The organism is Leifsonia shinshuensis (assembly GCF_022606355.1).
Taxonomy (GTDB): domain Bacteria; phylum Actinomycetota; class Actinomycetes; order Actinomycetales; family Microbacteriaceae; genus Leifsonia; species Leifsonia shinshuensis_B.
Genome location: NZ_JAHHZQ010000006.1, coordinates 71283 through 97515, shown reverse-complemented (window position 1 = coordinate 97515; position 26233 = coordinate 71283). Strand labels below are relative to the sequence as shown.

Genomic DNA, 26233 nt, shown 5'->3' with positions numbered 1-26233 from the left:
GCTCACCAGGCTCCCAGATGCACGGTGCCCGTCGAGCGCCCGACGACCGAGGCGATCGCGGTAGGCAGAGCGGCCGCCGCACCGGGCGCCGAAACGTTCAGCTGGGCCGTGGACTGCGCGGAGGCGTTGTCGGCGAGAGTGCTGTGCGCGTCCCGCCCGGCAGCCGAGGTGAACGACGCGAGGGTGGTGTAGACCGCCGGGTCGCCTGCGCCGCGCGACCAGACGGCGAACCAGCCTGGGGTGCTGGTCGAGGCGCGCCGGTACAGGTTGTAGTCGGCGTCGATCCCCAGCTGTGCGGCGGAGTACGTGTGCGAGTAGTCCTCGACGCACAGCAGGCAGTTGCCCGAGCCTCCCGAGATGATGTTGTTGCGGATCGTGTCCGGACCGGTGATCCACGTCATCGTCGGGTCGGGGAACGACTGCCTCGGGTCGTGGCCCGCGTCGGAGGCGTTGGCGCCCCGGCGCGCGTCCTGCGTGATGTCCAGGTTGCGCTTCACGTTATCGGCGAAGGTGTTGTTCCACACCTGCGCGTTGCTGACGTCGTCGAGCTTGAGCCCGTCCATCGCGTTGCGCGCCACCACGTTGTCCGCGATGATCGCGGTCGACGAGATCTCGAGCACGATGCCGTTGCCGGCGTTGCCCAGCGAGTCGTTGTGGACGATCGTCATGTCGTAGACCGACTCGTCGAACCACAGGCCGTGCGACAGGTTGTCCACGAAGGCGCTGTTCCTCACGGTGACCCCGCGTGAGCGGGTGATCTTCGCGCCGCCGGAGACCGGCGAGGTGTTGAAGTGCTCCGCGTCGTTGCCCGAGGCCAGTACTCCGTCGAGCGTCAGGCCGTCCGAGTAGTTCGCCTGCACGCCGAGGAGGCCGTTGCGGGCGACGGTCACCCCGCGCAGGGTGTTTCCCGCGCCACCGAGCGAGACCCCGGTCGTGGCGTTGTCGGTGAACGAGACGTTCTCGAACGTCGATCCGCCCTGGTAGTCCGTCACCGCACCCATATCGGGAACCGACGGTGCGTAGCGGCGCACGCCGACGCCCTTCAGCGTGAAGCCGGCCGAACCGACGGTGATCGCCTTCTGCAGATCGCTCGCGCGCACCTCCTGGCCTGTCGGGTTCGTCCCGAGCACCAGGGTCTGCGCGGCGGTGTCGTAGAAGAACGTTCCGGCCGCCACCTGCGCGGCGCTGGCGACCTGCCGCATGGCGGTGCCGCCGACCCAGAGCTGATCGGGGTGCGACGCCATCGGATGGGCCGGGTCGATCCACTGCCAGCCGCTGGTGGTGCCGTCCGGGGCGCCGCGCGTGAAGGTGGGGCTCGCGTCGAACACGTGGTTCCAGCCGGTGGCCTTCCAGGTCGAGCCGCTCTGGACCCAGTTCGACACGGCTGAGCTGCCGTCGAGGTAGACGGCCTCCTTCGGATACGACTGCACCGTGAGCTTCTTACCCGACGGGACCGTCAGTGACTCATGGTAACTGCCGGCACGGAGCACGATGGTCGCGCCGCTCGGAGCCGCGGTGAGCGCCTTCTGCACCGTCGCATACGGAGCGGCCAGAGTGCCCGCCGCGCTGTCCGAACCCGACGGCGAGACCACGATCGCACCGGACGGCACCGCGTACGACGTGCTCCCGATCGCAGCCGCTCCGGTCGCGAAGCGGGTGCCGGTCGTGTCGATCGACGGGTCGGCAGGCGGCGTCGGTGTCGGGGGGACCGTCGGAGTCGGTGTCGGGGGGACCGTCGGTGTCGGTGTCGGTGTCGGCGTCGGCGTCGGTGTCGGTGTCGGCGTGGCCGTCGGGGTCGACGTCGGCGTCGGCGCGACCAGAGCCGAGGCCGCGAGGGAGTCGAACTGCACGGACTGCGCGGCCGACGACGCGGACAGGTACGACCAGGCCGCGATCCCGCCCGCGCCGCTCAGCCGGGTCGGCGCGGAGTCGTCGGCGATCAGCTGCCAGTCGGGTTGCGCCGCACCGGCGGCCCAGGCGCGCGCCTGGAGATGCACCGGATTCGAACCCGTGACCTGGAACTGCAACTGCACGGCGGAGCCGGCCTTGAGGCCGGTCCCGATGCCCCGTTCCGGAGCGACGGCGGTCTGCGTCGCGGTGGAACCGTTGACGCGCAGGATGGTCAGCGCGAGGATGCCGCCCTTACCGACCCGGATGTTGGCCTGATAGTACGAGCCTCCTGTCGATCGCAGCTGCATGCCGGCGTAGACGCCGTTGCCGCCGGCGGGGACGGTCGGGATGACGATCGCCGCCGTCGCGGTCAGATCGGCCGCCCTGACGGTCGGGAGCGCGGCGGTCATCGCAGCGCCGGGGGCCGGCAGCTTCATCGTGCCGACGCCGCCGCCGGTGGAGAACGACGACGCCCTGCTGACCGTGTAGGTGCCGCCGACCGGCGCTGTCCCCCAGCCGCTCGCCGTCGTGCGCGAGAACGCGTCGGAAACCAGTTGGGAGCCGACGGCGTATGCCGCAGCCGGCGGCGGTGCGGCGAACGCGGGCAGCCCGCCGGCGGCGAGGGCGGAGATCGCCGCGCCCGCCACGGAGACGGCGATCGCCGTGCGGGCTCGGAGGGCTGTGCGGGTGGAGCGGTGACGGGGAGCGGTACGAGAGACGCGTGTGATGCCGTGTGCCATCGAGGAGTTCCAATGCTCGTCGCGATCGATGAAGCACGAAGGTGAGACCGGCCCTTCGGCGCGGGGTCCGGGCAACATAGCAGCGCGAGACACCCTGCCTCGGCGCCGGACCGGCGCCGGAGGCGTGATTTCCGTTGGAAGCTACCCGCTGATTCACCCCGAACCGAGGCTGTGCCGCCGAGTCATGTCATCCCTCCGCTCGCTCCTCGGTGTGGTCGGATGCGGAGACAACGTATCCGTACCCCGGCCTCCGCCTCTCCCTCCCAACCGAGTCACGCCCGTCCGAGTCACGCCCGTCCGAGGGCCACGGCGCCCTCCCGCAGACGCGGCGACGCCGCCGGGTGGAAGGCCCGGCGGCGTCGCGTGCTCGTGAGAGCGGATCAGTCGGTGCGGATCACCACGCGCCCAGGTGGGCGGTTCCGGCGGGCTTTCCCGCCAGCGCCGCGATCGTCGGGGTCAGCCCGGCCGCCCTGCCCGCCGAGGCGGACGGCGCCGCGAGCTGCGCGGCCGTCTGGGACGGCGCGTTCTCGACGAGCGTGTTGTTCGCGCCTGTGCCGGTGGCGGCGGTGAAGGCCGACAGCGTGCTGTACACGGCGGGGTTGCCCGCACCCGTCGACCAGATGGCGAACCAGCCCGGGGCGCTGGTCGAGGCGCGCCGGTACAGGTTGTAGTCGGCGTCGATCCCCAGCTGCGCGGCGGAGTACGTGTGCGAGTAGTCCTCGACGCACAGCAGGCAGTTGCCGGAGCCTCCCGAGATGATGTTGTTGCGGATCGTGTCCGGACCGGTGATCCACGTCATCGTCGGGTCGGGGAACGACTGCCTCGGGTCGTGGCCCGCGTCGCTCGCGTTGTTGCCGCGCCGCGCGTCCTGCGTGATCTCGAGGTTGCGTCCCGTGTTGTCGGTGAACGTGTTGTTCCAGACCTGCACGCCGCCGCCGATGTTGTTCAGCTTCAGCCCGTCCTTGCCGTTGTTCGACGACACGTTGTCGACGACGCTCGCCTTGGCGGAGATCTCGACCACGATGCCGTTGCCGACATTCCGCAGCGAGTCGTTGTGGACGATCGTCATGTTGTAGACCGACTCGTCGAACCACAGGCCGTGGGACAGGTTGTCGATGAACGCGCTGTTCTCGACCGTGATGTTCCGTGAGCGGGTGATCTTCACGCCGCCGGAGACCGGCGAGGTGTTGAAGTGCTCCGCGTCGTTGCCCGAAGCCAGTACTCCGTCGAGCGTCAGGTTGTCCGAGTTGTTCGTCTGGACTCCGAGGAGGCCGTTGCGGGCGACGGTGATGTCGCGCAGCACATGGCCGGAACCGCCCAGCGCGATGCCGGTGGTGGCGTTGTCGGTGAACGAGACGTTCTCGAACGTGCCGGTGCCCTGGTAGTCGGTCACCGCCCCCATGTCGGGAACCGAGGGTGCGTAGCGGCGCACGCCCACGCCCTTCAGCGTGAAGCCGGCGGAGCCGACGGTGATCGCCTTCTGGAGGTCGCTCGCGCGCACCTCGGCGCCGGACGGGTCGGTGCCGAGCACGAGGGTCTTGGCCGCGGTGTCGTAGAAGAAGGTTCCAGCGGTGACCTGGGATGCGCTGGCCACCTGCCGCATGGCGGTGCCGCCGACCCAGAGCTGATCGGGGTGCGATGCCATCGGGTAGGCCGGGTTGACGAACTGCCAGCCGGCGGCCGTGCCGTCGGGGGCGCCGCGCGTGAAGGTGGGGCTGGAGTCGAACACGTGGTTCCAGCCGGTGGCCTTCCACACGGAGCCGCTCTTGGCCCAGCCGGAGACCGGGGTGCTGCCGTCGAGGTAGACGGCCTCCTTCGGATACGACTGCACCGTGAGCTTCTTACCCGACGGGACCGTCAGTGACTCGTGGTAACTGCCGGCACGGAGCACGATGGTCGCGCCGCTCGGAGCCGCGGTGAGCGCCTTCTGCACCGTCGCATACGGAGCGGCCAGAGTGCCCGCCGCGCTGTCCGAACCCGACGGCGAGACCACGATCGCACCGGACGGCACCGCGTACGACGTGCTCCCGATCGCAGCCGCTCCGGTGGCGAAGCGGGTGCCGGTCGTGTCGATCGACGGGTCGCCGGACGACGACGGCCCCGTCGGGGTGGTCGGCGGCGTCGGTGTCTGGGTCGGGGTGGACGTCGGAGTCGGAGTCGGTGTCGCCGTCGCCGTCGGGGTCGACGTCGGAGTGGGGGTGCCGGTCGGGGTCCCGGTGGTCGCCTTCAGGCTCGAGGCGGTGAGGGTGTCGAACGCGATGGGCTGTACCGCAGTCGCGCCGGAGAGATACGACCAGGCCGCGACGCTGCCCGCGTTGCCGAGCCGGGCCGAGGCCGAGTCGTCGGCGGTCAGCTGCCAGTCGGGCTGTGCAGCGCCCACGGCCCAGGCACGGGCCTGGAGGTGAACCGGGTTGGAGCCCGTGGCCTGGAACTGCAGCTGCACCGCGGCGCCGGCCTTCAGACCGGTCGCGATGCGGATCTCCTTGCCGACCGTGGTCTGCTTGGCGGTGGAGCCGTTGACACGCACGATCGTGAGCGTCACGGTACCGCCCTTGGCCACGCGGATGTTGGCCTGGTAGTACGAGCCTCCCGTCGATCGCAGTTGCACGCCGGCGAAGACGCCGTTGCCGCTGGTGGGGATGGTCGGGATGTCGATCGTCGCCGCCGACGTCACGTCGGCCGCGGAGACCGTGGACAGGTTCGCGGTCAGCGACGAGCCGGGCTTCGGCAGGGCCATCTTTCCCACGCCGGCGGCCGTCGAGAACGATGCGGCGCTGTTGACCTTGTACGCGCCGCCGACGGGGGCGATGCCCCAGCCGCCTGCGGTGGTGCGCGAGAAGTCGTCGGAGACCAGTTGCGAGGCCACGGTGTACGTGGTGGCCGCGTTGGCGGTGAGAGCGGGGAGGCCGGCCGCGGCGAGGGCCGCGAGTGCGGCTCCCGTCACCGCGGTGATCATGGTCTTGCGGGTGCCGGTTCGGCGGGTGCCGGTTCGGCGGGTGCCGGCGGTGTGGGTGCCAGCGGTGTGGGGGTGGGGGGTGGGGGTGGTTTTCTTGAGGGAGGGGGTGCCGGTAAGGCGGTGTCTGGCAGCTGCCATGAAGCGTCTTCCAATGCTCGTCGCGATCAGGAAAGCATGAAGGTGAGACCAAGCCTTCTGCGCGTGAGATTTGTTGGAAAACTTATCAGACCGTGGCTGAGAGCGCACACACGTCAGTTCATTTTACGTGTTGGCAACAATCCCAGCCAGACCGTTCCCACCCCCCAATTCGGGTGGTAGCGACCATCCGCGAGAATGGCAGCATGCGGCCTCCGACCCCCTTCGCCATCGTGACGATCTGCACGGGCAACATCTGCCGCTCCCCGGCCATGGACCTCCTGCTCGCGCACGAGCTCGCGGTCCAGGGCGAAGGCGACCGGCCTCGGTTCGCCGTCTCGTCGGCCGGGACGCACGCGATGACGGGCTGGCCGGTCAACCCGCCGATGGATCGCCTGCTCGAGGCGCGCGGCGTCGACGTGTCCGGGTTCGCAGCGCGGCAGGCGACGGTGGCTCTCCTCGGGGCAGCTGGCCTCATCCTCACCGCCACCCGGGAGCACCGGGAGTGGGTCGTCGAGCACGCGCCGGCGACCGTGCGGCGCGCCTTCACCCTCACCGAGTTCGCGGACGCGGTCGCTCGCGCGGACGCCGCAGCGTCCTCGCCCGCCGAGCTCGTCGCGTGGGCAGCGGCCCACCGCCCGTCGCCCGCCGTCGTCAGCCGCGACCGCGCCACACGCCGCGGTTATGCGGAGGGCGATGTGCTCGATCCCTACGGCGAGGGCGACGCCGCGTACGAGGCGGCATTCGCGCAGATCGCGGCGGCGACAGAGGTGATCGCGACCGCACTTCGCGCCACGGTCGACTGACGACGGGGCCTCCCGTCGAATTGGTGGATGACAAATCCTCACTAATTCGACAGAATAGGTGAGAATACCTCACCCGAAGGAGGCCGCCTGTGACCGTGCGCGTCGGCTACGCCGCAGGGGCGTTCGACCTGTTCCACATCGGACACCTCAACATCCTCAAGCACGCCAAGAACGAGTGCGACTACCTGATCGCGGGCGTCGTCTCCGACGAGATGCTCCGACTCACCAAAGGCATCGACCCCGTCATCCCGCTCGCGGAGCGTATCGAGATCGTCCGGAGCATCGGCTACGTGGACGAGGCGGTCGCCGAGACCGTGCCCGACAAGCTCCAGATGTGGCGGAAGCTGCAGTTCGACGTGTTCTTCAAGGGCGACGACTGGCGTGGCACCGAGAAGGGGATGCGCCTGGAGCGCGAGTTCGCCGCGGTCGGCGTCGAGGTGGTCTACTTCCCGTACACGATGACGACGAGCTCCACCCAGCTCCGCCAGGCCCTCGCCGCCCTCGCCGGCTGATCCGCCGCGCTCTCGCGCCACTGCTCGCGCACATTCGTCACGAATGTCGTGATTCGTGACACGAATGTCGACATTCGTCACGAATGTCGCGGCGCGGTCAGAGGGCGCGCACACCTCCGACGAGCACGAGCTCGCGCGGGGGCGCGGCGACCAGCGCCTCGGGGACGTTCTGCGCGTCCACGAGCACCACGTCGGCGGGGGCGCCGACCACGAGGTCGTGCACCGGCCTGCCCACGAAGCCTGCGGCGTCGCTCGTGGCCACGCGCACGGCGTCGATCAGTTCCTCGTCGCGTCGCGCGCCCGCGAGCTGAGCGAGCCGGGTGGCCAGCCGCAGCAGGTCACCGTCGCCGTACGGTCCCCACAGGTCGCGGATGCCGTCCGTACCGAGCCCGACAGGAACGCCTGCCGCGCGCAGCAGCGCCAGCGGCAGCCGGGGCGCATTGATCGGGGCGACCGTCGTGATCGACACCCCGGCCTCCCGCAGCGCGTCGACCAGCGCCGCCTGCCTGGCCTCGGGCAGCTCGCCGAGCGCGAAGCCGTGCGCGACGTTCACCCGCCCGGACAGCCCGAGGGCCCTGGTGCGCTCGATGATCAGCTCGTACTCGAACGCGCCGAGTTCTCCGCCGTCGTGCAGGTGGATGTCGATGCCGACGCCGCGCCGGTCGGCGATCTCGAACAGGGCGTCGAGCTGCCCGACCGGGTCGCGGTCGATGGAGGCCGGATCGAGTCCGCCGACGTGGTCCGCGCCCTCCGCCGCCGCGGCATCCAGCAGCTCCAGCACCCCGGGCCGGCGCAGCACGCCGTCTTGCGGGAACGCCACGACCTCCAGCCCCACCGGCAGCCCGACGGCGGCGACGGCCTCCCTGACCACGGAGATCCCGCGCAGCCCGACACCGAGGTCGACGTCGATGTGCGTGCGGAACGCGGTCGTGCCCTGCGCGACCAGTGCGCGCAGCAGGGCGACGGTGCTGGTCAGGCTCGGGAGGCCGAGCCCGTCGCGGTGGGCGCGCTCGTGCTCGATGCGCCCCTGTGTCGTCGCCGTGCCGCCATAGGACACCCACGGCATCCCCCACCAGCTCTTGTCGAGGTGGGCGTGCGCGTTGACGAGCCCCGGCAGCGCGAGCAGGCCGCGCCCGTCGATGACGTCGTCCGCGGTCGCCGCCCGGTCGGGCCGGTGCGGCTCGACCGCGGCGATGACGCCGTCCTCGATCAGGAGGTCGGAGCGGTCGCCGCCCCACGGCCGGACGTCGCGGAGCAGCGTCATCGGTCGGCGAACCGGTCCGTCGCCTCGATGAGGGCGTCGAGGATGCCGGGCTCGTCGTAAGCGTGGCCGGCGTCCGCGATGATCTTCAGGTCGGCCTGCGGCCACGCCCTGTGCAGGTCCCACGCGGTCATCGCCGGCGTGCAGACGTCGTAGCGGCCCTGCACGATGACGCCGGGGATGTCCTCCAGCCGGTGCGCGTCACGGATCAGCTGGTCCTCCTCGAACCAGCCTCCGTTCATGAAGTAGTGGTTCTCGATGCGCGCGAAGGCGACGGCGTACTTCTCCTCGGTGAAGGTCTCGACGACCTCCGGTCGCGGCAGCAGCGTGATCGTGGACGACTCCCAGCGCGACCAGGCCACGGCGGCCGGTCCGTGGACGGCCGGGTCCTCGTCGGCGAGCAGCCGGCTGTACGCGCGGATCAGGTGGCCGCGGTCCTCCTCGGCGACCGGCTCGAGGAAGCCCTCCCACAGATCGGGGAACAGGGCGGCAGCACCGCCTTCGTAGAACCAGTCGAGTTCCGCCGGTCGAAGGGTGAAGATGCCGCGCACGATCAGCTCCGACACCCGCTCCGGGTGCGTCTCGGCGTACGCGAGCGCCAGGGCGCTCCCCCAGGACCCGCCGAACACCTGCCAGCGCTCGATGTCGAGGTGCTCGCGCAGCTTCTCCATGTCGGCGACGAGGTTCCAGGTGGTGTTGGCGGAGAGGTCGGCGTCGGGGTCGCTGGCATGCGGGAGGCTCTTGCCGCAGTTGCGCTGGTCGAACAGGACGATCCGGTACCGCTCCGGGTCGAACAGCCGGCGGTGGGAGGGCGTCGTGCCTCCTCCGGGGCCGCCGTGCAGGAACACGACCGGCTTGCCGTCGGGGTCGCCGCTGGCCTCCCAGTACACCTGCTGGCCGTCGCCGACGTCCAGCATCCCGCTGTCGTACGGCTCGATCTCGGGGTAGAGGCTGCGCATGGTGCGACTGTAGCGGTGCACACGGGCAACGGAGGAGATCCGGGCCGGGCCGCACCGAAATCGCCGGTCGCGGAGGATATCGGTCCCCGCTCACCGCCCGCGGCCCGGCGGGCACGGTCGGGAACGGAGGAGATCCCTGCCGGCAGCCGCCGCATCTCCTCCGTTCCCCGCCATTCCGCCGCCCCCGACGCCGGGACTCCTCCGTTGCCGACGCGCTAGGCTCACAGCATGACCACCCCCGTGACCGTCGCCGTCACCGGCGCCGGTGGACAGATCGGCTACGCCCTCCTCTTCCGCATCGCCTCCGGGCAGCTGTTCGGAGAGGTGCCCGTGCGGCTCCGGCTGCTGGAGATCGCGGCAGGGCGCGCCGCCGCCGAGGGCACCGCCCTCGAACTGCAGGACGGCGCCTTCCCGCTCCTGCACTCCGTCGACGTCACGGAGGACGCCCGCTCCGCCTTCGACGGCGTGAGTGCCGCGCTGCTCGTCGGCGCCCGCCCGCGCAGCGCAGGGATGGAGCGCGCCGACCTCCTCGAGGCGAACGGCGGCATCTTCGGGCCGCAGGGCGCCGCGCTGAACGCGGGCGCGGCGGACGATGTCCGCGTGCTCGTCGTCGGCAACCCGGCCAACACCAACGCGCTGATCGCGAGCGCGCACGCCCCCGACATCCCGGCCGAGCGGTTCACCGCGATGACGCGGCTCGACCACAACCGCGCGGTCGCGCAGCTCGCCGCGAAACTCGGGGTGCCCGTCTCGGCGATCGACGGCGTGATCGTGTGGGGCAACCACTCGGCGAGCCAGTACCCCGACCTCAGCCACGCCACAGTGAACGGCCGTCCGGCGACCGAGCTCGTCGACGAGGGCTGGCTGGCCGACGAGTACATCCCGCGCGTGGCGAACCGGGGCGCCGAGATCATCGCGGTGCGCGGCTCGTCTTCGGCGGCCTCCGCCGCGAGCGCCGCCATCGACCACCTGCACGACTGGGTGCACGGCACCGGCGGGCACTGGACCTCCGCGGCCGTGGTCTCCGACGGCTCCTACGGCGTGCCGACCGGGCTCATCTCGTCGTTCCCGGTGCGCTCCGTCGACGGCCGCTGGGAGATCGTGCCGGGCCTCGACATCGACACCTTCTCGCGCGAGCGCATCGACGCGTCCGTCGCCGAGCTGGTCGCCGAGCGCGAGGCCGTCCGCGCCCTCGGCCTCCTGTAGCGCCGCCACCCAACGCGGCAACCCGCCCCCGGGTGCGATTCGTCACGAATGTGCCGACGTGCGCGCCCAAACGGGCACCGCACCTCGCGGGTGGGGCATCGACATTCGTCACGAATCGCGACATTCGTGGCACGAATCACGGCATTCGTCACGAATCTCTCGCCGTCCACCGCCGACGCAGGCACCGCACCTCGCGCGCGGGGCGCCGAGATTCGTCACGAATCGCGACATTCGTGGCACGAATCACGACATTCGTCACGAATGTCTTCACGCGCACCGCCCTTGCAGGCACCGCACCTGGCACGCAGGCGCCGAGATTCGTCACGAATCGCGAGATTCGTGGCACGAATCACGACATTCGTCACGAATGTCGCGGTGCGTCGGTGGAGGTGGCGGGATTCGTGACGAATGTCGACAGCGACCGCCACCGCGACAACGGCCCCGACCGCGCCAGCGACCGCGACCGCGTCAGCGGTGCTTCGAAGGCGACTTCTCGGGGGTCGGCAGGGTGCCGTCGGCGCGGCGCTCGGCGTAGTAGGCGCGAGCCTCGGCCTGACGCTCGGCCTCCGCGCCGCTCGCGATCTTCGCGCGCACGAGCTCCGGACCGTAGCCGAACGCGTCGACGAGGTCGACGGCGTGCGGGCGCAGGCGCGTCAGCAGCCGGTCGATGTACGCCGAGACCGCCTGGGCGCGCTGCGGCGACAGCCGGCCGTGGATCAGGTACCAGGCCAGGTGCTTCTCGATCAGGCCGAAGCCGAACAGGTCGCGCAGCCAGGTCAGAACCTGCTTGGTGCCCGCGTCGGGAGCCTGCTCCAGCGCCTCGGTGAACGCCTCCCACTGCAGCAACTCGCCGTGCGCGCGCGCCGCCTCGATCAACTCGTTCTGCTGCGAGTTGAACAGGTCGGCCGCGGCCTTCTTGCCGAGCTTGGAGGCCGGGCGGAGCCGTCCGCCGATCTCCGAGATCATCGTCTCCACCCGGTCCGTGAGCAGCTCGCGCTGCGTCGCGGACTCCTGCAGCCAGTTGACCGATCGCGCCGTCGAACCGAAGTCGCGGACGGTCTGGCCGACGCTGCGCAGCCCGGTGCCGTGGTAGGCCTTGCCCGCCGCCTGCACGACGACGTACCGGGCCAAGGCGCCGGCGTCCGCCTTGGCGAACTTGCGGCTGAAGTCGGTCAGCAGGCGCTTGGCGACCAGCTGCAGGAGGACGTTGTTGTCGCCCTCGAAGGTGACCCAGATGTCGAGGTCCTGCCGCAGGGAGGTGATCCGGTTCTCCGTGAGGAAGCCGGAGCCTCCACAGGCCTCGCGGGCCTCCTGCAGCGTGTCGAGCGCGTGCCAGGTGCTCAGCGGCTTGAGTGCGGCCGCGATGGTCTCCAGGTCTTGCCGGTCGGCGTCGGTGTCGGCTTTGCCGCTGAACACGTCGTCGAACTTGCTCAGGAACACCTCGTGCGCGAACCCGGCCGCATAGGTGGTGGCGAGCAGCGGCAGCAGCCGGCGCTGGTGGCGCTGGTAGTCGAGGATGACCTCCTCATCGGTGTCGCTGCCGGCGGTGAACTGGCGGCGCTGGTCGGCGTAGGTGATCGCGATCTTCAGACCGATCTTCGACGCGATGGTCGCGGACCCGTCGAGCGAGACGCGGCCCTGCACGAGCGTGCCGAGCATGGTGAAGAAGCGGCGGCCCGGGCTGGCGATCGGCGAGGTGTACGTGCCGTCCTCCGCGACATCGCCGTAGCGGTTCAGGAGGTCGGTGCGCGGGATGCGCACGCCCGTGAAGTGCAGCCTCCCGTTGTCGATGCCGTTGAGTCCGCCCTTCTGGCCGTCGTCCTCTCCGCCGATACCGGGGAGGAAGTCGCCGTTCGCGTCGCGGATCGGCACGTAGAACGCGTGCACACCGTGGTTGACGCCCTGCGTGACGAGCTGGGCGAACACGACGGCGGCGGTCGCATCGACGGCGGCGTTGCCGAGGTAGTCCTTCCACGCTCCCCGGAACGGGGTGTCGATGACGAACTCCTGCGTCTCGGGGTCGTAGGTCGCGGTGGTCGCGACGGCGGCGACGTCCGAGCCGTGCCCGGTCTCGGTCATGGCGAACGCGCCGGGAACGTCGAGCGACATGATCGCCGGCAGGTAGGTCTCGTGGTGGTGCTGGGTGCCGAGGTGCAGCACGGCGGCGCCGAAGAGCCCCCACTGCACGCCCGACTTGATCTGGAGGGACGGGTCGGCCGCGACGAGCTCTTCGAACGCCGCGATGTTGCCGCCGTGGTCGTCGGCGCCGCCGACCGACTTCGGGAAGGCGCGGTGCACCTGGCCGTTCTCGACCAGCAGTTTCAGCTGCTCGAACACGCGCGAGCGGTGGTCGGCGACCGACAGCCCCTCCACCTTCTGCAGCTCGGGACGCGCCGACAGCTCGCGGGAGGCGAGCCGCGCCTCGGCCCAGCGGCCCAGCAGCTGACGGCCCAGCGCCTCCACATCGACGTGGGGTGCGGCTCCAGCAGGTGCGGTGGCCGCGGCGGCGGCGGCCGCTTCGGAGGCGGCGGAGTCCGCGACGGAGGAGGTGCGGGGCTGGGCGGTGGCGCGCTCGGCAGTGTCAACCATGAGTTTCCTCTTCGATCTCTCTACGATGCCCGCCACGCTACGACTGCGGGGCCGCGAGCGGAAACCGTCGGTGCCGCGGCTACAAAAACGGCCCGCGGGGTCCGCGGGCCGTTTGTGGGAAGCTCCAAATCGGCATCCACCTGATCAGCGGATGTCGACAACGGTCAGGCTGCTCGACGGGTCAGTCGGGCACTGCGCGGCGGGGCGGCGAGCGCCGCACGCGCCGCCGCGGTACCGCGCAGCTCGATGACGGCGCCGGCCGGCACCTGCTCGTCACGGTCGACGCGCGCGCCGTTGCCGATCATCGCGTTCTCGCCGATCTTGACGTTGCTGCCGATGCGCACTCCGCTGCCGACGATGCAGTTCTTGCCGATGTGGACGTTGGCGCCCACGAACGTGCGGTCGCCGACCGTCGCGCCGCTGTCGATCCAGCTGCCCGCACCGATGTAGGCGTCGAGCCCGATCCGGGCGTCGGCCTCCACGTAGGCGCTGGGCTCGATGTGGGCCGACTCGGCGACGCGCGCCGACGGCGAGACGAGGCCTCGGCCGTTCGCGTGCCTTCTGTACTTGATGACTGCGCCGGTCTCGTCCTCGAGTTCCTCGATCCTCCGTGCCATTTCATCCCCTCCTTCGAGATCGTCGCGAAATTATGTCACCTGACATAACCGTGGAGGCCGGGGAAAGATTCCCTGGTCGCCCCACGGAACGGGCACTGTACGCCCGCAACCGCGGGGCGACCAGGGTGAAGGCTCGGAACCTGCTGAACGCCGGCGCGCGCAGGCGCGCGCCCGTGCCGGCTAGTAGCTCAGCCCGTGGCCGAACCGGTACAGCGGGTCGGCGGTGTCGAACGGCACGTCCGGGCGGTTCGCGCGCACGGCCTCCATCGACGACGGGAGGTCCATCGGCAGTCTGCCCTGCGGCGCGGCCTCGCCGAACAGCACGTCGAGCAGCGCGACGGGGTTCGCGCCGTAGTCGGCGGAGATCGCGGCCACCTCCCCCGCGATCGGCGTCAGGATGGCCGGACGGTCGAGGAACACCTGCACGACCGTCGGCACGGCGCGCGCGATGGCGAGCACCTCGTCCACCGTCTCCTGCGAGAAGTCGAGCGAGCCGGCGTGGAAGAAGTTCTCGAACATCGTCGCGCGCTGCTCGTACGGGGCGTGGAGGCGCACCAGCGCGACGTCGGCCTCCTCGGCGGTGTCGACGACGGTCGCGTAGCCCGCGACGAGCTCGGGGTCGAAGCCGCGCACGAGCACCTTGGCGCCGCGGGCGAGCGGCAGGACGGCGTCGTTCTTCAGCAGCGTGACGGAGGCGCGCTGGGCGGCCTCGCCCGCCGCCACGAACTCGGCGTTGCCGACGATCGCGGCTGCACGGGCCGGGTCGACCGTCGGCGCGTCGAACAGGCCGAGACGGAACTTCTCGCGCAGCAGGCGACGCGCAGACACGTCGAGTCGCGACTCCGAGACCTCACCGCTGCGCACCAGGTCGATGAGCAGGTCGGGGATGGATTCGCCGCCGAACTGGTCGGCCCCGGCGTCGAGGATCTTGCGCATCCGCTCCCGCGGAGACAGGTGCTCGACGCCCCAGGCGCGGGCGGGGAACGGCTGCCCGCCGATCTCGCCGTCGCTGATCAGCCCCCAGTCGGTGCAGACGATGCCTTCGAAGCCGTAGCGCTCGCGCAGCAGACCGGTGATGACCGACTTGTTGAAACCGAAGCCGACCTCCTCGTACTCGGTGCCGACCGGCATGCCGTAGTACGGCATGATCTGGCTGGTGCCCGCGTCGAAGGCGGCCTCGAACGGCTTGAGGTGCGTCTCGAACCGGCCGCCGGGGTAGACCTGCTCGCGGCCGTACGGGAAGTGTGGGTCCTCGCCGTCCTTCTGCGGCCCTCCGCCCGGGAAGTGCTTGGTCATGGTGGCGACGGAGTCCGGTCCGAGCTCCGGGCCCTGGAAGCCGCGGATGTACGCCGCTCCGAGCCGGGAGGTCAGGTCGGGGTCTTCACCGAAGGTGGCGGCCTGCCGCGCCCAGCGCGGCTCCGTGGCGAGGTCGATCTGCGGGTGCAGGGCGACGCGGATGCCGACGGCCGTGTACTCCTGGCGTGCGATGTCGGCGAAGCGCTCCACGAGCTCCTCGTCGCCGATCGCCGCGAGCCCCATGGTCTCCGGCCACTGCGAGAACGGGCCGGCCATCATCGCGGCGAGCGGGTTGTCGCTGAAGGAGTGCCGCGGGTCGGTGGAGAAGGTCACCGGGATGCCGAGTCGCGTGCCGGCCGCGACCTCCTGCACCCGGTTGTGCCACTCCGCCATCTCGGCGGCCGTGCTCGCGGCGCCGAACACGTTGAAGTGCGTCAGGTGCCGGTCGCGGATCATCTCGGTGCTGTCGGCGATGCCGAAGGCGGGGTCAGGGCCGGCGACTGTTCCGCCTTCTCCGATCGTCATCATCGTCTGGAAGAAGAGGCCGGCCTTCTCCTCGAGCGTCATCTGCGCGAGCAGGTTCTCGACGCGCTCCTCGATGGGGAGGCCGGGGTCGCGGAAGCGGAAGTCGACCTCCGCGGTCGGCTCGGGGCTGGTGGTCTGGTCGGTGTCGGTCATTCGCACTCCAATGGGCGTCACGGGTAACCCCCACATCCTAAACCGACCGTTACTTGGTTTTCGCCGTGAGTCCCCCACCGGGCACGCCGAAGACCCCGAAGGGAGGATGGAGCGACGGGAGAGCGCTACGAGACGGGCGCGAGCAGGTCGAGGCGGGTGGCCTGGGCGGCGGTTCCGCCGCGGCCGCGCACCGAGAGCGAGCCGGCGGTCGCGGCCCAGCGCAGGCGCTCCTGCTCGTCGGCGATGCCGGCCGAGAGCGCCGCGAGGTAGCCGGCGTCGAAGCTGTCGCCCGCGCCGGTGGTGTCGACGACCTCCACTTTCAGCCCGCCGGCCGCGGCGACACGCGCTCCGCCGTCGAAGGCGATGCCGCCCTCGGCGCCCGCCTTCACGACGACGCGGCAGCCGAGCGTCGAGAGCACGCTCGCGGCCTCCTCCAGCCCGTGCGGAACCGCACCGGTGACGGCGGCGGCGATCGCCAACGCCTCCTCCCGGTTGGGGAGGAACACCGCGACGCGCCGCAGCACCGCCTCCAGGCCGCTCCAGCGCTCGGACGGGTCCCAGTTCGTGTCGAGGCTGGCCGTGATCCCCCGCGACGCCAACCACTCGAGAAGCTCGGGCAGGGCTGCCGCGAGCTCCGGCTGCAGGAAGTACGACGCGACGTGCACGTGACCGGGCCGCAGTCGCTCGACGGCCTCCCGCACCGCCGCGGCCGTCAGGCTCGGGATGGTGCCGGGCAGGGTGAGGATGGCGCGGTCGTGCGGCTCGGAGAGCACGACGGAGAGACCGGTCGGCACGGCGTCGTCGACGGACACCGCAGAGACGTCGACGCCGGCCGTGCGCAGCTCGTCGAGCACGAACGACCCGAAACGGTCGTCGCCGACGACCGCGGCGAGTGCCGTGCGCGCACCGAGCCGGGCGAGCCCGCACGCGACGATCGACGCGCTGCCGCCCAGCAGCAGGTCGGCCGTGTCGAGCAGCTGCTCGGCCTGGCCGAACCGCGGCACCGTGTCACCGGTGAGCAGGAGGTCGGGATTGGCGTCGCCGACCACGAGCACGTCGACGCCACCGGCCGCGCTCATCCCTTGAGCCCAGAGAAGGTCATCGTCGCGATGAAGTGCCGCTGCGCGAACAGGAAGAACAGGATGAGCGGCAGGGTCGCCACGACGTTGCCCGCCATGATGAGGCTCCAGTCGGTCTGGTGCATGCCCTGGAAGTTGGCGATGCCCAGCTGCAGGGTGAACGCCTGCTGATTGTTGATCGCGATGAGCGGCCAGACGAGGTCGTTCCAGGCGCCGAGCAGCGTGAAGATCGCGAGCGTCGCGAGCGCCGGCCGGGCCAGTGGCAGGACGATCCGGAAGAAGATCTGCCAGCGGTTGCAGCCGTCGATCGCGCCGGCCTCCTCCAGCTCGGCCGGCAGCGAGAGGAAGAACTGCCGCATCAGGAAGATGCCGAACGCCGTCGCCAGCCACGGCACGATCGCCGCGCCCAGGCCGTTCAGGAGGCCGAGATTGGCGAACAGGATGTACGTCGGGATCATCAGCAGCTGGGTCGGGATCATGATCGTGGCGAGGATCATCAGGAAGCCGAAGTTGCGCCCCGCGAACTTCAGCCGGGCGAAGCCGTAGCCGGCCAGCGAGCAGAGGATCAGGTTGGACACGATCGCGGTGCCCGACACGATGACGGTGTTGCCGAGCCAGAGCATGATGTCCGTCGTGCCGAACAGCTTGGCGTAGCCGTCGAGCGTGAAGTGCGACGGGATGAACGGCGGCGGGAAAGCCACCAGCTCCTTGGCGGGAGAGAACGACGCGAGCGTCATCTGCAGGAAGGGCACCAGGAACAGGATCGCGATCGGGAACAGCACGAAGTGCCAGCCGCTGAGGCGGACCCTTCGCCTGCTGCGGCCGTTGCCGGTCTGCGCGGCGACGCGCTCGGTCGCCGACGAGACCTGGTCGAGGACGCTGACCATCAGATCGCCTCCGATCCCCGGCGCCGCGAGTAGAGCACGACGCCGATCGTGGTGAGCAGCGTGACCGCGAACAGCACGTACGCGGCCGCGGAGCCGTACCCGAACTGCAGAGCGTGGAACGCCTTGTCGTAGAGGAAGTACACGATCGTCTCCGTGGAGTTGAGCGGGCCTCCCTTGGTGGTGGTGTAGACGAGGTCGAAGAGCTGGATGGCCTCGATCGTCTGCCAGATCGTGACGAAAACCGTCACCGGGGCGAGCTGCGGCCAGACGATGCGCCAGAACGTCTGCCAGCGGTTCGCTCCGTCGATGCGGGCGGCCTCGATCAGGTCGGCCGGCACATCCTGCAGCGCGGCCAGGTAGATCACGGTGGTGAACGCCGCGGCGCCCCAGAGTGACATGATGGCGATGACGATCATGGCCTGGTGCGGGTCGTCGAGCCAGCCCTGCTGCGGGAGACCGAGCACGCGGAGCACATTGTTGACGAGTCCGAACTGCGGGCTGAACAGGTAGGTCGACAGGATGCCGGTGGAGGCCGCGGAGGCGACGAACGGCACGAAGATCGCCGTGCGGTAGAAGCCCATCCAGCGGATCCGGCGGTTCAGCGCGACGGCCAGGAACAGCCCGAGCAGCACGGAGGCCGGCACGAACAGCAGTGTGAAGCCCACGGTGTTGAGCACCGCGTTGCCGAAGTCGGCGTCGCTCATCAGGTCGGCGTAGTTCTGGCCGCCCACCCAGGTCGCCTGGCTGAAGCCGTCCCAGCTCTGGAACGACAGCACGAACGCCCACAGCGCGGGGAAGATCGACAGCCCCAGGATGATCACGGTCGCCGGGGCGACGAAGCCCCAGCCGGTGAGCGCGGCGGTCACGCCCTGCTTGCGGCGGTAGCGCCGGCTGCGCTCGCCCCGGGCCGCCGCCGGCTGCGACGGCGGCGTCGCCTTCTGCGCCGGCGGCGTCGGTCTCGACACGGTCAGGTCGGCCATGGCTGCTCGCTCCGGCTTCCTACTTCTTCGCCTGGGCATCGGCCGTCTTCGCGGCCTGGTCGAGCGACGATCCCGGCTCGCCCTGGCCCTGCAGCACCTGCGAGATCGCCTTGCCGACCGCGACCGACAGCGACGCGTAGCTCTTGCTGGTCGGGCGCGTCTCCTTGACGTTCTTGGAGTTGGCGACGAAGACGTCGTAGCCGGGGTACTCGGCGGTCTGCTTCGCGACGGCGTCCGAGGAGGCCTCGGAGCTGCGCAGCGGGAGGTTGCCGAGGGCCACGTTGAAGCGCTCGTCCTGCTGGGCCGAGGTCAGCCACTGGGCGAACTGCGTCACCCAGTAGGCGCGGTTCTTGTCGTGGTGGTCGAACAGCGCCCAGATGTCGGGTCCGGACACCGTCTGGTGGTCGCCCTTCGTTCCCGGGAGTTGCACGACGCCATAGCTCGTGCCTCCGGTCTTGAGGTCCGAGAGCTCCCACGGGCCGGAGGTGATCATCCCGATGCGGTTGCTGACGAACAGCTGCCCGAACTTCTCGTCGGTCTGGTCGAGGTACACGCTCTTGTCGTCGACCGCCATCGAGCGCAGGAAGGTCAGGGCGTCGTCACCGGCGGTCGAGTTGAAGGCGGCCTTGCCGCTGCTGTCGAGGATGGACCCGCCGTTCTGCCAGAGGTGCGGCCAGAACTGCCAGGTGGTCTCCTCGCTGCCCGAGACCGAGTAGCCGTAGCCGTAGACGTGGTTCGCCGGGTCGGTCAGCTTCTTGGCGGCGGCGCGGAAGTCCTCCCATGTCCAGTCGGCGGTCGGGTAGGCCACGCCGGCCTTGTCGAACAGCGTCTTGTTGTAGAGGAGGCCGATGTTGTCCACCACAGCGGGGAAGCCGATGACCTTCGACCCGGAGGGCTGCGCGGTGCCGCGTGCGGCCGGCGTGAACTCGTCCCAGTTGACGCCGGGCTTCTTCACGTCGGCGGAGATGTCCAGCGTGCGGCCCGTCGACTCCAGCTGGCCGGCCCACGACCCGAACGCGTACGACATGTCGGGGTACTGGTTGCCCGCGAAACCTGCCGAGAGCTTCTGCAGCAGGCCGTCGGTCGAGGAGGCGCCCGGCGAGAGGTCGATGGTGACGTTGGGGTGCGCCTTCTCGAACTCCTTGGCGAGCCCCTCGATCGTCTTCTCTGCGGCGTCGGCCTGCCCCGACCACACCTGGATGGTGACCTTCGCGGAGGTGTCGAGGGTGGTGGCGCCCTGCGTGCCGCTGCAGCCGGCGAGCGCCACGAGGGCGGCGGTCGCGGTGAGGGCTGCTGCGGCACGGACGGCGTGGCGGCGGGCGGGTCGGGTCGTCTTCTGGAGGCGAGGTAGCATCTTCGGTTCCTCTCGGGTGGTCTGCATCGACAGAGGGGTGCTGCGCGGTTCGCGCTCGCGCTCAGCCGAGCACGATCGAGCGGGTCAGGTGGCGGGGGTTGTCGGGGTCGAGGCCCCGGTGCCCGGCGAGCTCGACCGCGAGCCGCTGAGCGTTCGCCAGCTCGATGAGCGGGTCGTGGCGGCTGGTGCGGACGGTCGCGCCGACACGCTCGATGTCCTCCACGAGGCTGGGCTCGCTGCGTCCGATGATCCAGACCAGCGAGTTCTCGCCGGCCACCGCGAGCGGGCCGTGCCGGTAGTCGAGCAGCGGATACGACTCCGCCCAGGCCTGCGCGGCCTCCCGGATCTTGAGGGCTGCTTCCTGCGCGAGGCCGTAGGTCCAGCCGCTGCCGAGGTAGACGAAGTGCTCGAGTGACGCGGTGTCGAGGCCGAGCGGCCGGGCGAGCGCCGCCTCGGCCTCGGCCGGGAGCCCGCTGACGTCCTCGCCGACCGCCGAGCGGGCGAGCACCAGGAAGGTGGTGGGGAAACGGGTCTGGACGACCGACTCCTCGTCGGCGAAGTCGAGCAGCAGCACATCGTCGGCGCGCTCCGCGACGGGCGAGTCGGCGACTCCGGTGACCGCGATCACGCGGACTCCCTCGGGGAGGCCGTCGATCGCCTCGATCGCCTCTGTCGTGGTGCCGGAGCGGCTGAGGACGACCACCGCGTCGTAGTCGCGCCACGGCCACGGCTCCGACGCGTAGGCGGCGTCGGTCATCCCGAAGCCGGCCCCTTCGCGCAGCGCAGCGAACGACTCGGCGACGAACGCCGAGGTGCCGCAGCCGAGCACCAGCACCCGAGCCCCCGGCAGGGTGAGCAGGTCGCGGGCGCGGTCGGCGTGGCGGTCGAGGGCTTCGCGCCAGACGGCGGGCTGGCTGTCGATCTCGCGGGAGGTCAGTGTCACGGGGTGCTCCTTCGTGCAGTGCTGCGCGGTGCGCGGGTGTCGCGGCATCGCGCCTTCTTCATCATTGGCTGGGTTTTGAGCGTTTGACAACGAAACCGCTCAGTTCGCTCACTTAGAGTGATCGTTTGTAACAAACAGGTTTCGAATCGCTCTCAGTGGGCTGCGAGCGTGCCGCCGAGCGCGACGGGGAGGCGCGACGCGTGCCGCGCGGTCAGCTCGTCGCACAGCGCCCAGATCTGCTCGGGCGTCAGCGAGGAGCTGGCGTTCGGATCGGTCAGCACCGCACGGCGCACCAGAGCCGGGTCGCCGGTGCGCGCGGCCTCCACGGCGAGCTCTGCCACGGATAGATAGGTGCGGTTGAGCGCGGCGCCCTGCGGCGGGATGTCGCCGAACGGCAGCGGGTGCACACCATCGGCGTCCACGCGGCTCGGCACCTCGACCACCGCGCCCTCCGGCAGGTTGCCGATCAGACCACGGTTGACGACGTTGGCGTGGATGACGCGCTCGGTTCCGGTGAGGATCGAGTGGATGACCTGGGGTGCGTACTCGGCGGCGCCCTCCTCGAGCTCCAGAGCCTCCCCCGCGGCGAGCGCGGCCTTCGCGTGCTCGAACTCGGCGACGTTCTCTTCCGAGATGCCGAGGTACTCCAGCGGCCGCAGCCGGAACCGCTCGATCTGCTCGGGCGAGCGCAGGAACCAGGACAGGTACTCCGACGAGTGCTCGCTGGTCTCCGTCGGGTAGAAGCCGATGCGCTCGAAGATCTCGACGCGCACGCGGCGGCGCAGCTCGGGGTCGCGCTCGATGGCCTCCCGGAGCGACGGGTAGAGGTCCTGGCCGTCGCGTGACCACTCGACCAGCCACGCCTGGTGGTTGACGCCGGCGGCTCGGTAGTGGGTGCCCTCCATCGGAACGCCGATGAGCTCGCACAGGTCGTGGACGGTCCAGTAGACGCTGTGGCACAGGCCGACGGTCTTGATCGACGGGGCGACCACCGACATCCACCAGACGTTCATCGCCATCGGGTTGGTGTAGTTGAGGAACCAGGCCTCGGGGCACAGGTCGAGCATGTCGGCGGCGATCCCCGACAGCACGGGGAACGTGCGCAGGCCGCGGAACACGCCGCCCACGCCCGTGGTGTCGCCGATGGTCTGCAGCAGGCCGGCCGCTGCGGGAACCTCCAGGTCGATGCGGGTGGCGTCGATGCCGCCCACCTGGATCATGTTGATGACGAAGTCGGCGCCGGCGAGGGCCTCGCGACGGTCGAGGGTGGCGACGAGCTCGGCCGTCCTCCCGAACCGCTCGACCAGTTGTTCGGCGGTCGCGGTGGCCACGGCGAGGCGTTCGGCGTCGATGTCGTGCAACACGATCCGCAGGGTGGGGAGGTCGTCGAAACGGAACAGATCGGCGAGCAGCTGACGGGTGAAGACGACACTGCCGGCACCGAGGAACACAATCTGAGGCATGGGGCGATCCTGCGGTATGGTGTTCACTCCGCGCAACATTATGATCGAATAGCGCCTGAAATGATCACATGGATTGATCGGTTGATCGCTTTGCTGGATGAGCCGCTCGAAAGGACACTGCAATGGTCGCTCCGTCCGCCGAATCGGCGATCGCCCGCGTCAGCTCGGGCCGGCGCGCCCGACGCATGCTCGAGATCCTCGAACTGGTCTCGGAACGCGGCACGATCAGCCTGGCCGAGCTCTCCGACACGCTCGACATCTCGGCGCCGACCGCGCGGAGGGACCTCTCCGACCTCGCCGACCAGCAACTGCTGCTGCGCACGCACGGCGGGGCCGCCGCGCTCGAACGCGGGCAGGAGCTGCCCGTCGCGCTGCGCGACACACGGTTCCAGGAGGCCAAGCGCGCCATCGCCAAGGCCATGGTCGCGCGCCTCCCCGCCGAGCGGCACGTCGTCGCACTCAGCGGCGGGACCACCACGGCGAGCGTCGCCCGTGCCCTGGCCAACCACCGCGAGATCACGGTGGTCACCAACTCGCTGACGATCGCCAACCTCCTCTCGGGGTTCGCGGGCGTCCGCGTGGTGATGACGGGCGGGTTCCTGCGCCCGCAATCGCTCGAACTCGTCGGCGCGATCGCCGAGAACACCTTCAACGCCGTCAACGTCGGCACGGCGATCCTCGGCGCGGACGGCATCAGCGTCAGCTCGGGCGTCACCACGCACGACGAGACCGAGGCGCGCACCAACCGGGCCATGGTGGCCAAGGCGCAACGCACGGTCGTCGTCGCCGACGGCTCCAAGATCGGCAACGTGGCGCTGGCCCCCATCGCCGACCTCCACCAGGTGGCCATGATCATCACCGACAGCTCTGCAGACCCCGGCGAACTCGACCGGCTGCGCGCGGCGGGCGTGGAGGTCGTGGTCGCGGACGCGTGAGGCGCTCGTCGGCGGTTGTCGGCGACGGAGGACATCCGCCGATTCCTGCCGCTGAGCTCCTCCGTTGCCCGCCATCCCAGGGCGCGCCGCCGCGCGACTCCTCCGTTGCCGACCTGGTGCAACGGTTGACGTGCGGAGGTCGGCTGCCTAGGGTGGCGGCGTCGGCAGCTGCCGAAGTCGAAGGGGGACACCATGGCGCGGCTCATCGTGGAGCAGATCGTGTCGGCCGACGGCACGGCCGCGGACGCCGAGGGCGGGATGAGCTTCCTGACACCCGAGTCGACCGGCGGCGAGGTCGACCGGGAGCAGTTGCGGCGGCTGGCCGACCTGCAGGCCATCGTGCTCGGCGCGAACACGTATCGGATGTTCGCGTCGTACTGGCCGACCGCGTCGGAGGCCGACGATCCGATCGCCGGGCTGATCAACCGCCTCCCGAAGCACGTGCTGAGCAACAGCCTGGACGCCGCGCCGTGGGGTGATCACGCTCCGGCGGTCGTCGAGCGCGGCGACGTGATCGAGTCGCTGCGGCGGCTCAAGGGCGAGTATCGCGGCGAGATCATCCTGTGGGGGAGCCTCACGCTCACGGATGCGGCGTTCCTCGCGAACGAGGTCGACCTGCTGCGGCTCCGCATCCTCCCGAGCCTGGTGGGCGGCGGCCGCGGCGTCGTCCCCACCGCCCTGCCGGTCACACCGCTGCGCCTCGTCGCCTCGAACATCCACCCGGGCGGCCAGGTCGCCCTCGAGTACGAGGTGGGGGACTAGCGCGTCGGCAACGGAGGAGATCGGGCCAGAATCGCGGCGGATCTCCTCCGTCAGCGGCTAGGGCGCGGCGTTTCGCCGCGTCGTTCCTCCGCTGGCGGAGGCTAGGCGCCGGCGACCACCTGCAGCAGCGCCTCGCCGTAGGCCTCGCGCTTCTTGGCGCCGATCCCGCTGATGCCGTCGAGTTCGTCGAGGCTGGACGGCCGGGCCGCGGCGACCGCACGCAGCGTCGCATCGCCGAACACGATGTACGCGGGGACGCCCTGCGTCTTGGCCTCCCCCGCCCGCCACGCCCGCAGCGCCTCGAAGAGGCCGGCGTCGGCCGGAGTCAGGTCGGCCGCCGCCGGGCGCGCACTCCGGGAGGACCGGGCCACACGCTCGGGCTCGCGGCGCAGCACCACCTCGCGTGACCCGGAGAGCACCTCGCCGCCGGCCGGGGTGAGCGCGAGAACGCCGTACTCCCCCTCGGGCTTCAGCAGCTCTTGCGCGATCAGCTGACGGACCACTCCGCGCCACTGGCTCTCGCCGAGGTCGTCCCCGATGCCCCAGGTGGCGAGCCCGTCGTGACCGTACTGGTCGACGCGCGGGGTGCGCTTGGCGCGGAGGATGTCGATGAGGTGACCCGCGCCGAACCGCTGCCCGCGTTCGCGCTGCAACCGCACCACGGTCGAGAGCAGCTTCTGGGCGGGGACCGTGCCGTCCCACGTCTCGGGCGGGTTGAGGCAGGTATCGCAGTTGCCGCACGGCGTCGAGCGCTGGCCGAAGTAGTTCAGCAGGTTCACCCGGCGGCAGTGCACCGTCTCGCACAGGGCGAGCATGGCGTCGAGGTGCTGCGTGAGGCGGCGCCGGTGCGCGAGGTCGCCGGGTGACTCGTCGATCATGCGCCGCTGCTGCACGACGTCTTGCAGCCCGTAGGCGAGCCACGCGGTCGACGGGAGGCCGTCGCGGCCGGCACGGCCGGTCTCCTGGTAGTACCCCTCGACCGACTTGGGGAGGTCGATGTGCGCCACGAAGCGGACGTCGGGCTTGTCGATGCCCATGCCGAACGCGATGGTGGCCACGACGATGACGCCGTCTTCGCGCAGGAAGCGCGCCTGGGTGCGCGCCCGCGTCTGCGGGTCGAGCCCGGCGTGGTACGGCAGCGCCGTGAGCCCGCGTCCGGCGAGGAACTCCGCCGTGCGCTCCACCGAGTTGCGGGAGAGCGCGTAGACGATGCCCGCATCACCCGGGTGCTCGACGGTGATGAAGTCGAGCAGCTGCTTGCGCACCTCCGCCTTGGGCACGATGCGGTACTGGATGTTGGGGCGGTCGAAGTCGGAGACGAAGTGCTCCGCGCGCTCGAGGCGCAGGCGCTCGGTGAGCTCGCGGTGCGTCGCCTCGGTAGCGGTCGCCGTCAGTGCGATGCGCGGCACGTCGGGCCAGCGCTCCGCCAGCTCGGACAGGGCGAGGTAGTCGGGCCGGAAATCGTGGCCCCACTGCGACACGCAGTGCGCCTCGTCGATGGCGAACAGGGCGACGCGACCGCGTTCGAGGAAGCGCTTCGTGGCCTCGCTCGAGAGGCGCTCCGGAGCGACGTAGAGGATGTCGAGCTCGCCCGCGAGGTAGTCTCGCTCGACCGCTGCACGCTGCCCCGCGTCCTGCGTCGAGTTGAGGAAGGCGGCACGCACCCCGACCGCCGTGAGCGCATCCACCTGGTCTTGCATGAGCGCGATCAGCGGCGACACCACCACGCCCGTGCCCTCGCGGACCAGCGAAGGGATCTGGTAGCACAGCGACTTGCCCCCACCGGTGGGCATCAGCACGACGGCGTCTCCGCCGGCGATCACGCGGTCGATGATCGCGGCCTGCTGACCGCGGAACGCGTCGTAGCCGAACACCGTGCGCAGAGCCTCGGCGGCCGTCGCGAACCGAGGGGGCGCAGGCCTCGCGGCAACGCCGGCGCCGCCCGGACGACCGGCGCCGGCGCGACCCCCTGCCGCCCGTGCGTCGTCGACAGGAGGGTCGTCCACGAACGGAACATCGGCGTACGGGTCGTCCCCGAAGTCGGGCAACGGCGGCTCGACGTCGAACGGCGCCTCGTCGAAGGGCGGTGCCTCCCGGCCGTCGGGCTCCCAGGTGTTCCTGCTCATTCCTCGATCGTAACGAGCGCCGCTGACCGCGGTGCCCGGGCGCCGAATCTGTGGAACGC

Annotated in this window: 19 protein-coding genes; 5 read left to right on the top strand and 14 right to left on the bottom strand. The window is 70.6% G+C overall.

All coding sequences use genetic code 11. The features are described 5' to 3' along the window. Nucleotides 1-2 precede the first annotated feature (2 nt). Together KNO15_RS21775 and KNO15_RS21770 are read right to left on the bottom strand one after the other, a co-directional pair. Nucleotides 3-2630: a right-handed parallel beta-helix repeat-containing protein gene (locus tag KNO15_RS21775; protein WP_241706051.1), complete on the bottom strand. Its 2628-nt coding sequence runs from the start codon at nt 2628-2630 to the stop codon at nt 3-5. 394 nt (nt 2631-3024) lie between these two features. After that, the gene (locus KNO15_RS21770; RefSeq protein WP_241706050.1) at nt 3025-5724 is read right to left on the bottom strand and encodes a right-handed parallel beta-helix repeat-containing protein; all 2700 of its coding nucleotides are present in this window, start codon (nt 5722-5724) and stop codon (nt 3025-3027) included. 203 nt (nt 5725-5927) lie between these two features. On the opposite strand from KNO15_RS21770, the gene KNO15_RS21765 reads away from it, so the two are divergent. Then, nucleotides 5928-6527, top strand: a complete 600-nt coding sequence (locus KNO15_RS21765) for an arsenate reductase/protein-tyrosine-phosphatase family protein (RefSeq protein WP_241706049.1) — start codon at nt 5928-5930, stop codon at nt 6525-6527. Between the two features lie 89 nt (nt 6528-6616). After that, a complete protein-coding gene (locus KNO15_RS21760) occupies nt 6617-7039 on the top strand; it encodes an adenylyltransferase/cytidyltransferase family protein (RefSeq protein ID WP_241706048.1) in 423 nt (140 codons plus the stop codon). A gap of 97 nt (nt 7040-7136) precedes the next feature. On the opposite strand, the gene KNO15_RS21755 is transcribed toward KNO15_RS21760, so the two are convergent. Together KNO15_RS21755 and pip are read right to left on the bottom strand one after the other, a co-directional pair. Then, the gene (locus tag KNO15_RS21755; RefSeq protein WP_241706047.1) at nt 7137-8303 is read right to left on the bottom strand and encodes an amidohydrolase; all 1167 of its coding nucleotides are present in this window, start codon (nt 8301-8303) and stop codon (nt 7137-7139) included. Beyond that, nucleotides 8300-9259 (bottom strand): prolyl aminopeptidase, encoded by a 960-nt coding sequence (gene pip, locus KNO15_RS21750; RefSeq protein ID WP_241706046.1) that lies wholly within the window; start codon nt 9257-9259, stop codon nt 8300-8302. Before pip ends, KNO15_RS21755 begins: the two co-directional genes overlap by 4 nt. Nucleotides 9260-9487: 228 nt before the next feature. Between pip and KNO15_RS21745 the strand changes: the two genes are divergently transcribed. Next, a complete protein-coding gene (locus KNO15_RS21745; RefSeq protein ID WP_241706045.1) occupies nt 9488-10465 on the top strand; it encodes a malate dehydrogenase in 978 nt (325 codons plus the stop codon). A gap of 468 nt (nt 10466-10933) precedes the next feature. On the opposite strand, the gene KNO15_RS21740 is transcribed toward KNO15_RS21745, so the two are convergent. The 9 genes from KNO15_RS21740 to melA form a co-directional block, all read right to left on the bottom strand. Beyond that, nucleotides 10934-13054: an acyl-CoA dehydrogenase family protein gene (locus KNO15_RS21740; RefSeq protein ID WP_241706044.1), complete on the bottom strand. Its 2121-nt coding sequence runs from the start codon at nt 13052-13054 to the stop codon at nt 10934-10936. Nucleotides 13055-13218: 164 nt separating this feature from the next. Next, nucleotides 13219-13671 carry a DapH/DapD/GlmU-related protein gene (locus KNO15_RS21735; protein ID WP_241706043.1) on the bottom strand — a complete coding sequence of 151 codons (453 nt, stop codon included), beginning with the start codon at nt 13669-13671 and terminating at the stop codon, nt 13219-13221. Between the two features lie 180 nt (nt 13672-13851). Beyond that, nucleotides 13852-15645, bottom strand: a complete 1794-nt coding sequence (locus KNO15_RS21730; RefSeq protein ID WP_241706042.1) for a glycoside hydrolase family 3 protein — start codon at nt 15643-15645, stop codon at nt 13852-13854. 125 nt (nt 15646-15770) lie between these two features. Beyond that, nucleotides 15771-16724, bottom strand: coding sequence for a carbohydrate kinase family protein (locus tag KNO15_RS21725; RefSeq protein WP_241706041.1), 954 nt, complete (start codon nt 16722-16724; stop codon nt 15771-15773). Beyond that, nucleotides 16721-17611, bottom strand: coding sequence for a carbohydrate ABC transporter permease (locus KNO15_RS21720; protein ID WP_241706040.1), 891 nt, complete (start codon nt 17609-17611; stop codon nt 16721-16723). The genes KNO15_RS21725 and KNO15_RS21720 overlap by 4 nt, the downstream gene beginning before the upstream one ends. Beyond that, entirely contained in the window at nt 17611-18591 is a 981-nt protein-coding gene (locus tag KNO15_RS21715) for a carbohydrate ABC transporter permease (protein ID WP_241706039.1), read from the bottom strand. Before KNO15_RS21715 ends, KNO15_RS21720 begins: the two co-directional genes overlap by 1 nt. Nucleotides 18592-18610: 19 nt before the next feature. Next, nucleotides 18611-19945, bottom strand: a complete 1335-nt coding sequence (locus KNO15_RS21710) for an ABC transporter substrate-binding protein (protein ID WP_241706038.1) — start codon at nt 19943-19945, stop codon at nt 18611-18613. Between the two features lie 61 nt (nt 19946-20006). Continuing rightward, the gene (locus tag KNO15_RS21705; protein WP_241706037.1) at nt 20007-20888 is read right to left on the bottom strand and encodes an SIS domain-containing protein; all 882 of its coding nucleotides are present in this window, start codon (nt 20886-20888) and stop codon (nt 20007-20009) included. A gap of 152 nt (nt 20889-21040) precedes the next feature. Beyond that, nucleotides 21041-22351: an alpha-galactosidase gene (gene melA, locus KNO15_RS21700; protein WP_241706036.1), complete on the bottom strand. Its 1311-nt coding sequence runs from the start codon at nt 22349-22351 to the stop codon at nt 21041-21043. A 122-nt stretch (nt 22352-22473) separates the two neighbouring features. Between melA and KNO15_RS21695 the strand changes: the two genes are divergently transcribed. Both KNO15_RS21695 and KNO15_RS21690 read left to right on the top strand, forming a co-directional pair. Beyond that, nucleotides 22474-23286 (top strand): DeoR/GlpR family DNA-binding transcription regulator, encoded by an 813-nt coding sequence (locus tag KNO15_RS21695; RefSeq protein WP_241706035.1) that lies wholly within the window; start codon nt 22474-22476, stop codon nt 23284-23286. 192 nt (nt 23287-23478) lie between these two features. After that, nucleotides 23479-24048, top strand: coding sequence for a dihydrofolate reductase family protein (locus tag KNO15_RS21690; protein WP_241706034.1), 570 nt, complete (start codon nt 23479-23481; stop codon nt 24046-24048). A gap of 101 nt (nt 24049-24149) precedes the next feature. Here KNO15_RS21690 and recQ read toward each other — a convergent pair whose 3' ends face one another. After that, a complete protein-coding gene (gene recQ, locus KNO15_RS21685; protein ID WP_241706033.1) occupies nt 24150-26174 on the bottom strand; it encodes a DNA helicase RecQ in 2025 nt (674 codons plus the stop codon). Nucleotides 26175-26233 lie beyond the last annotated feature (59 nt).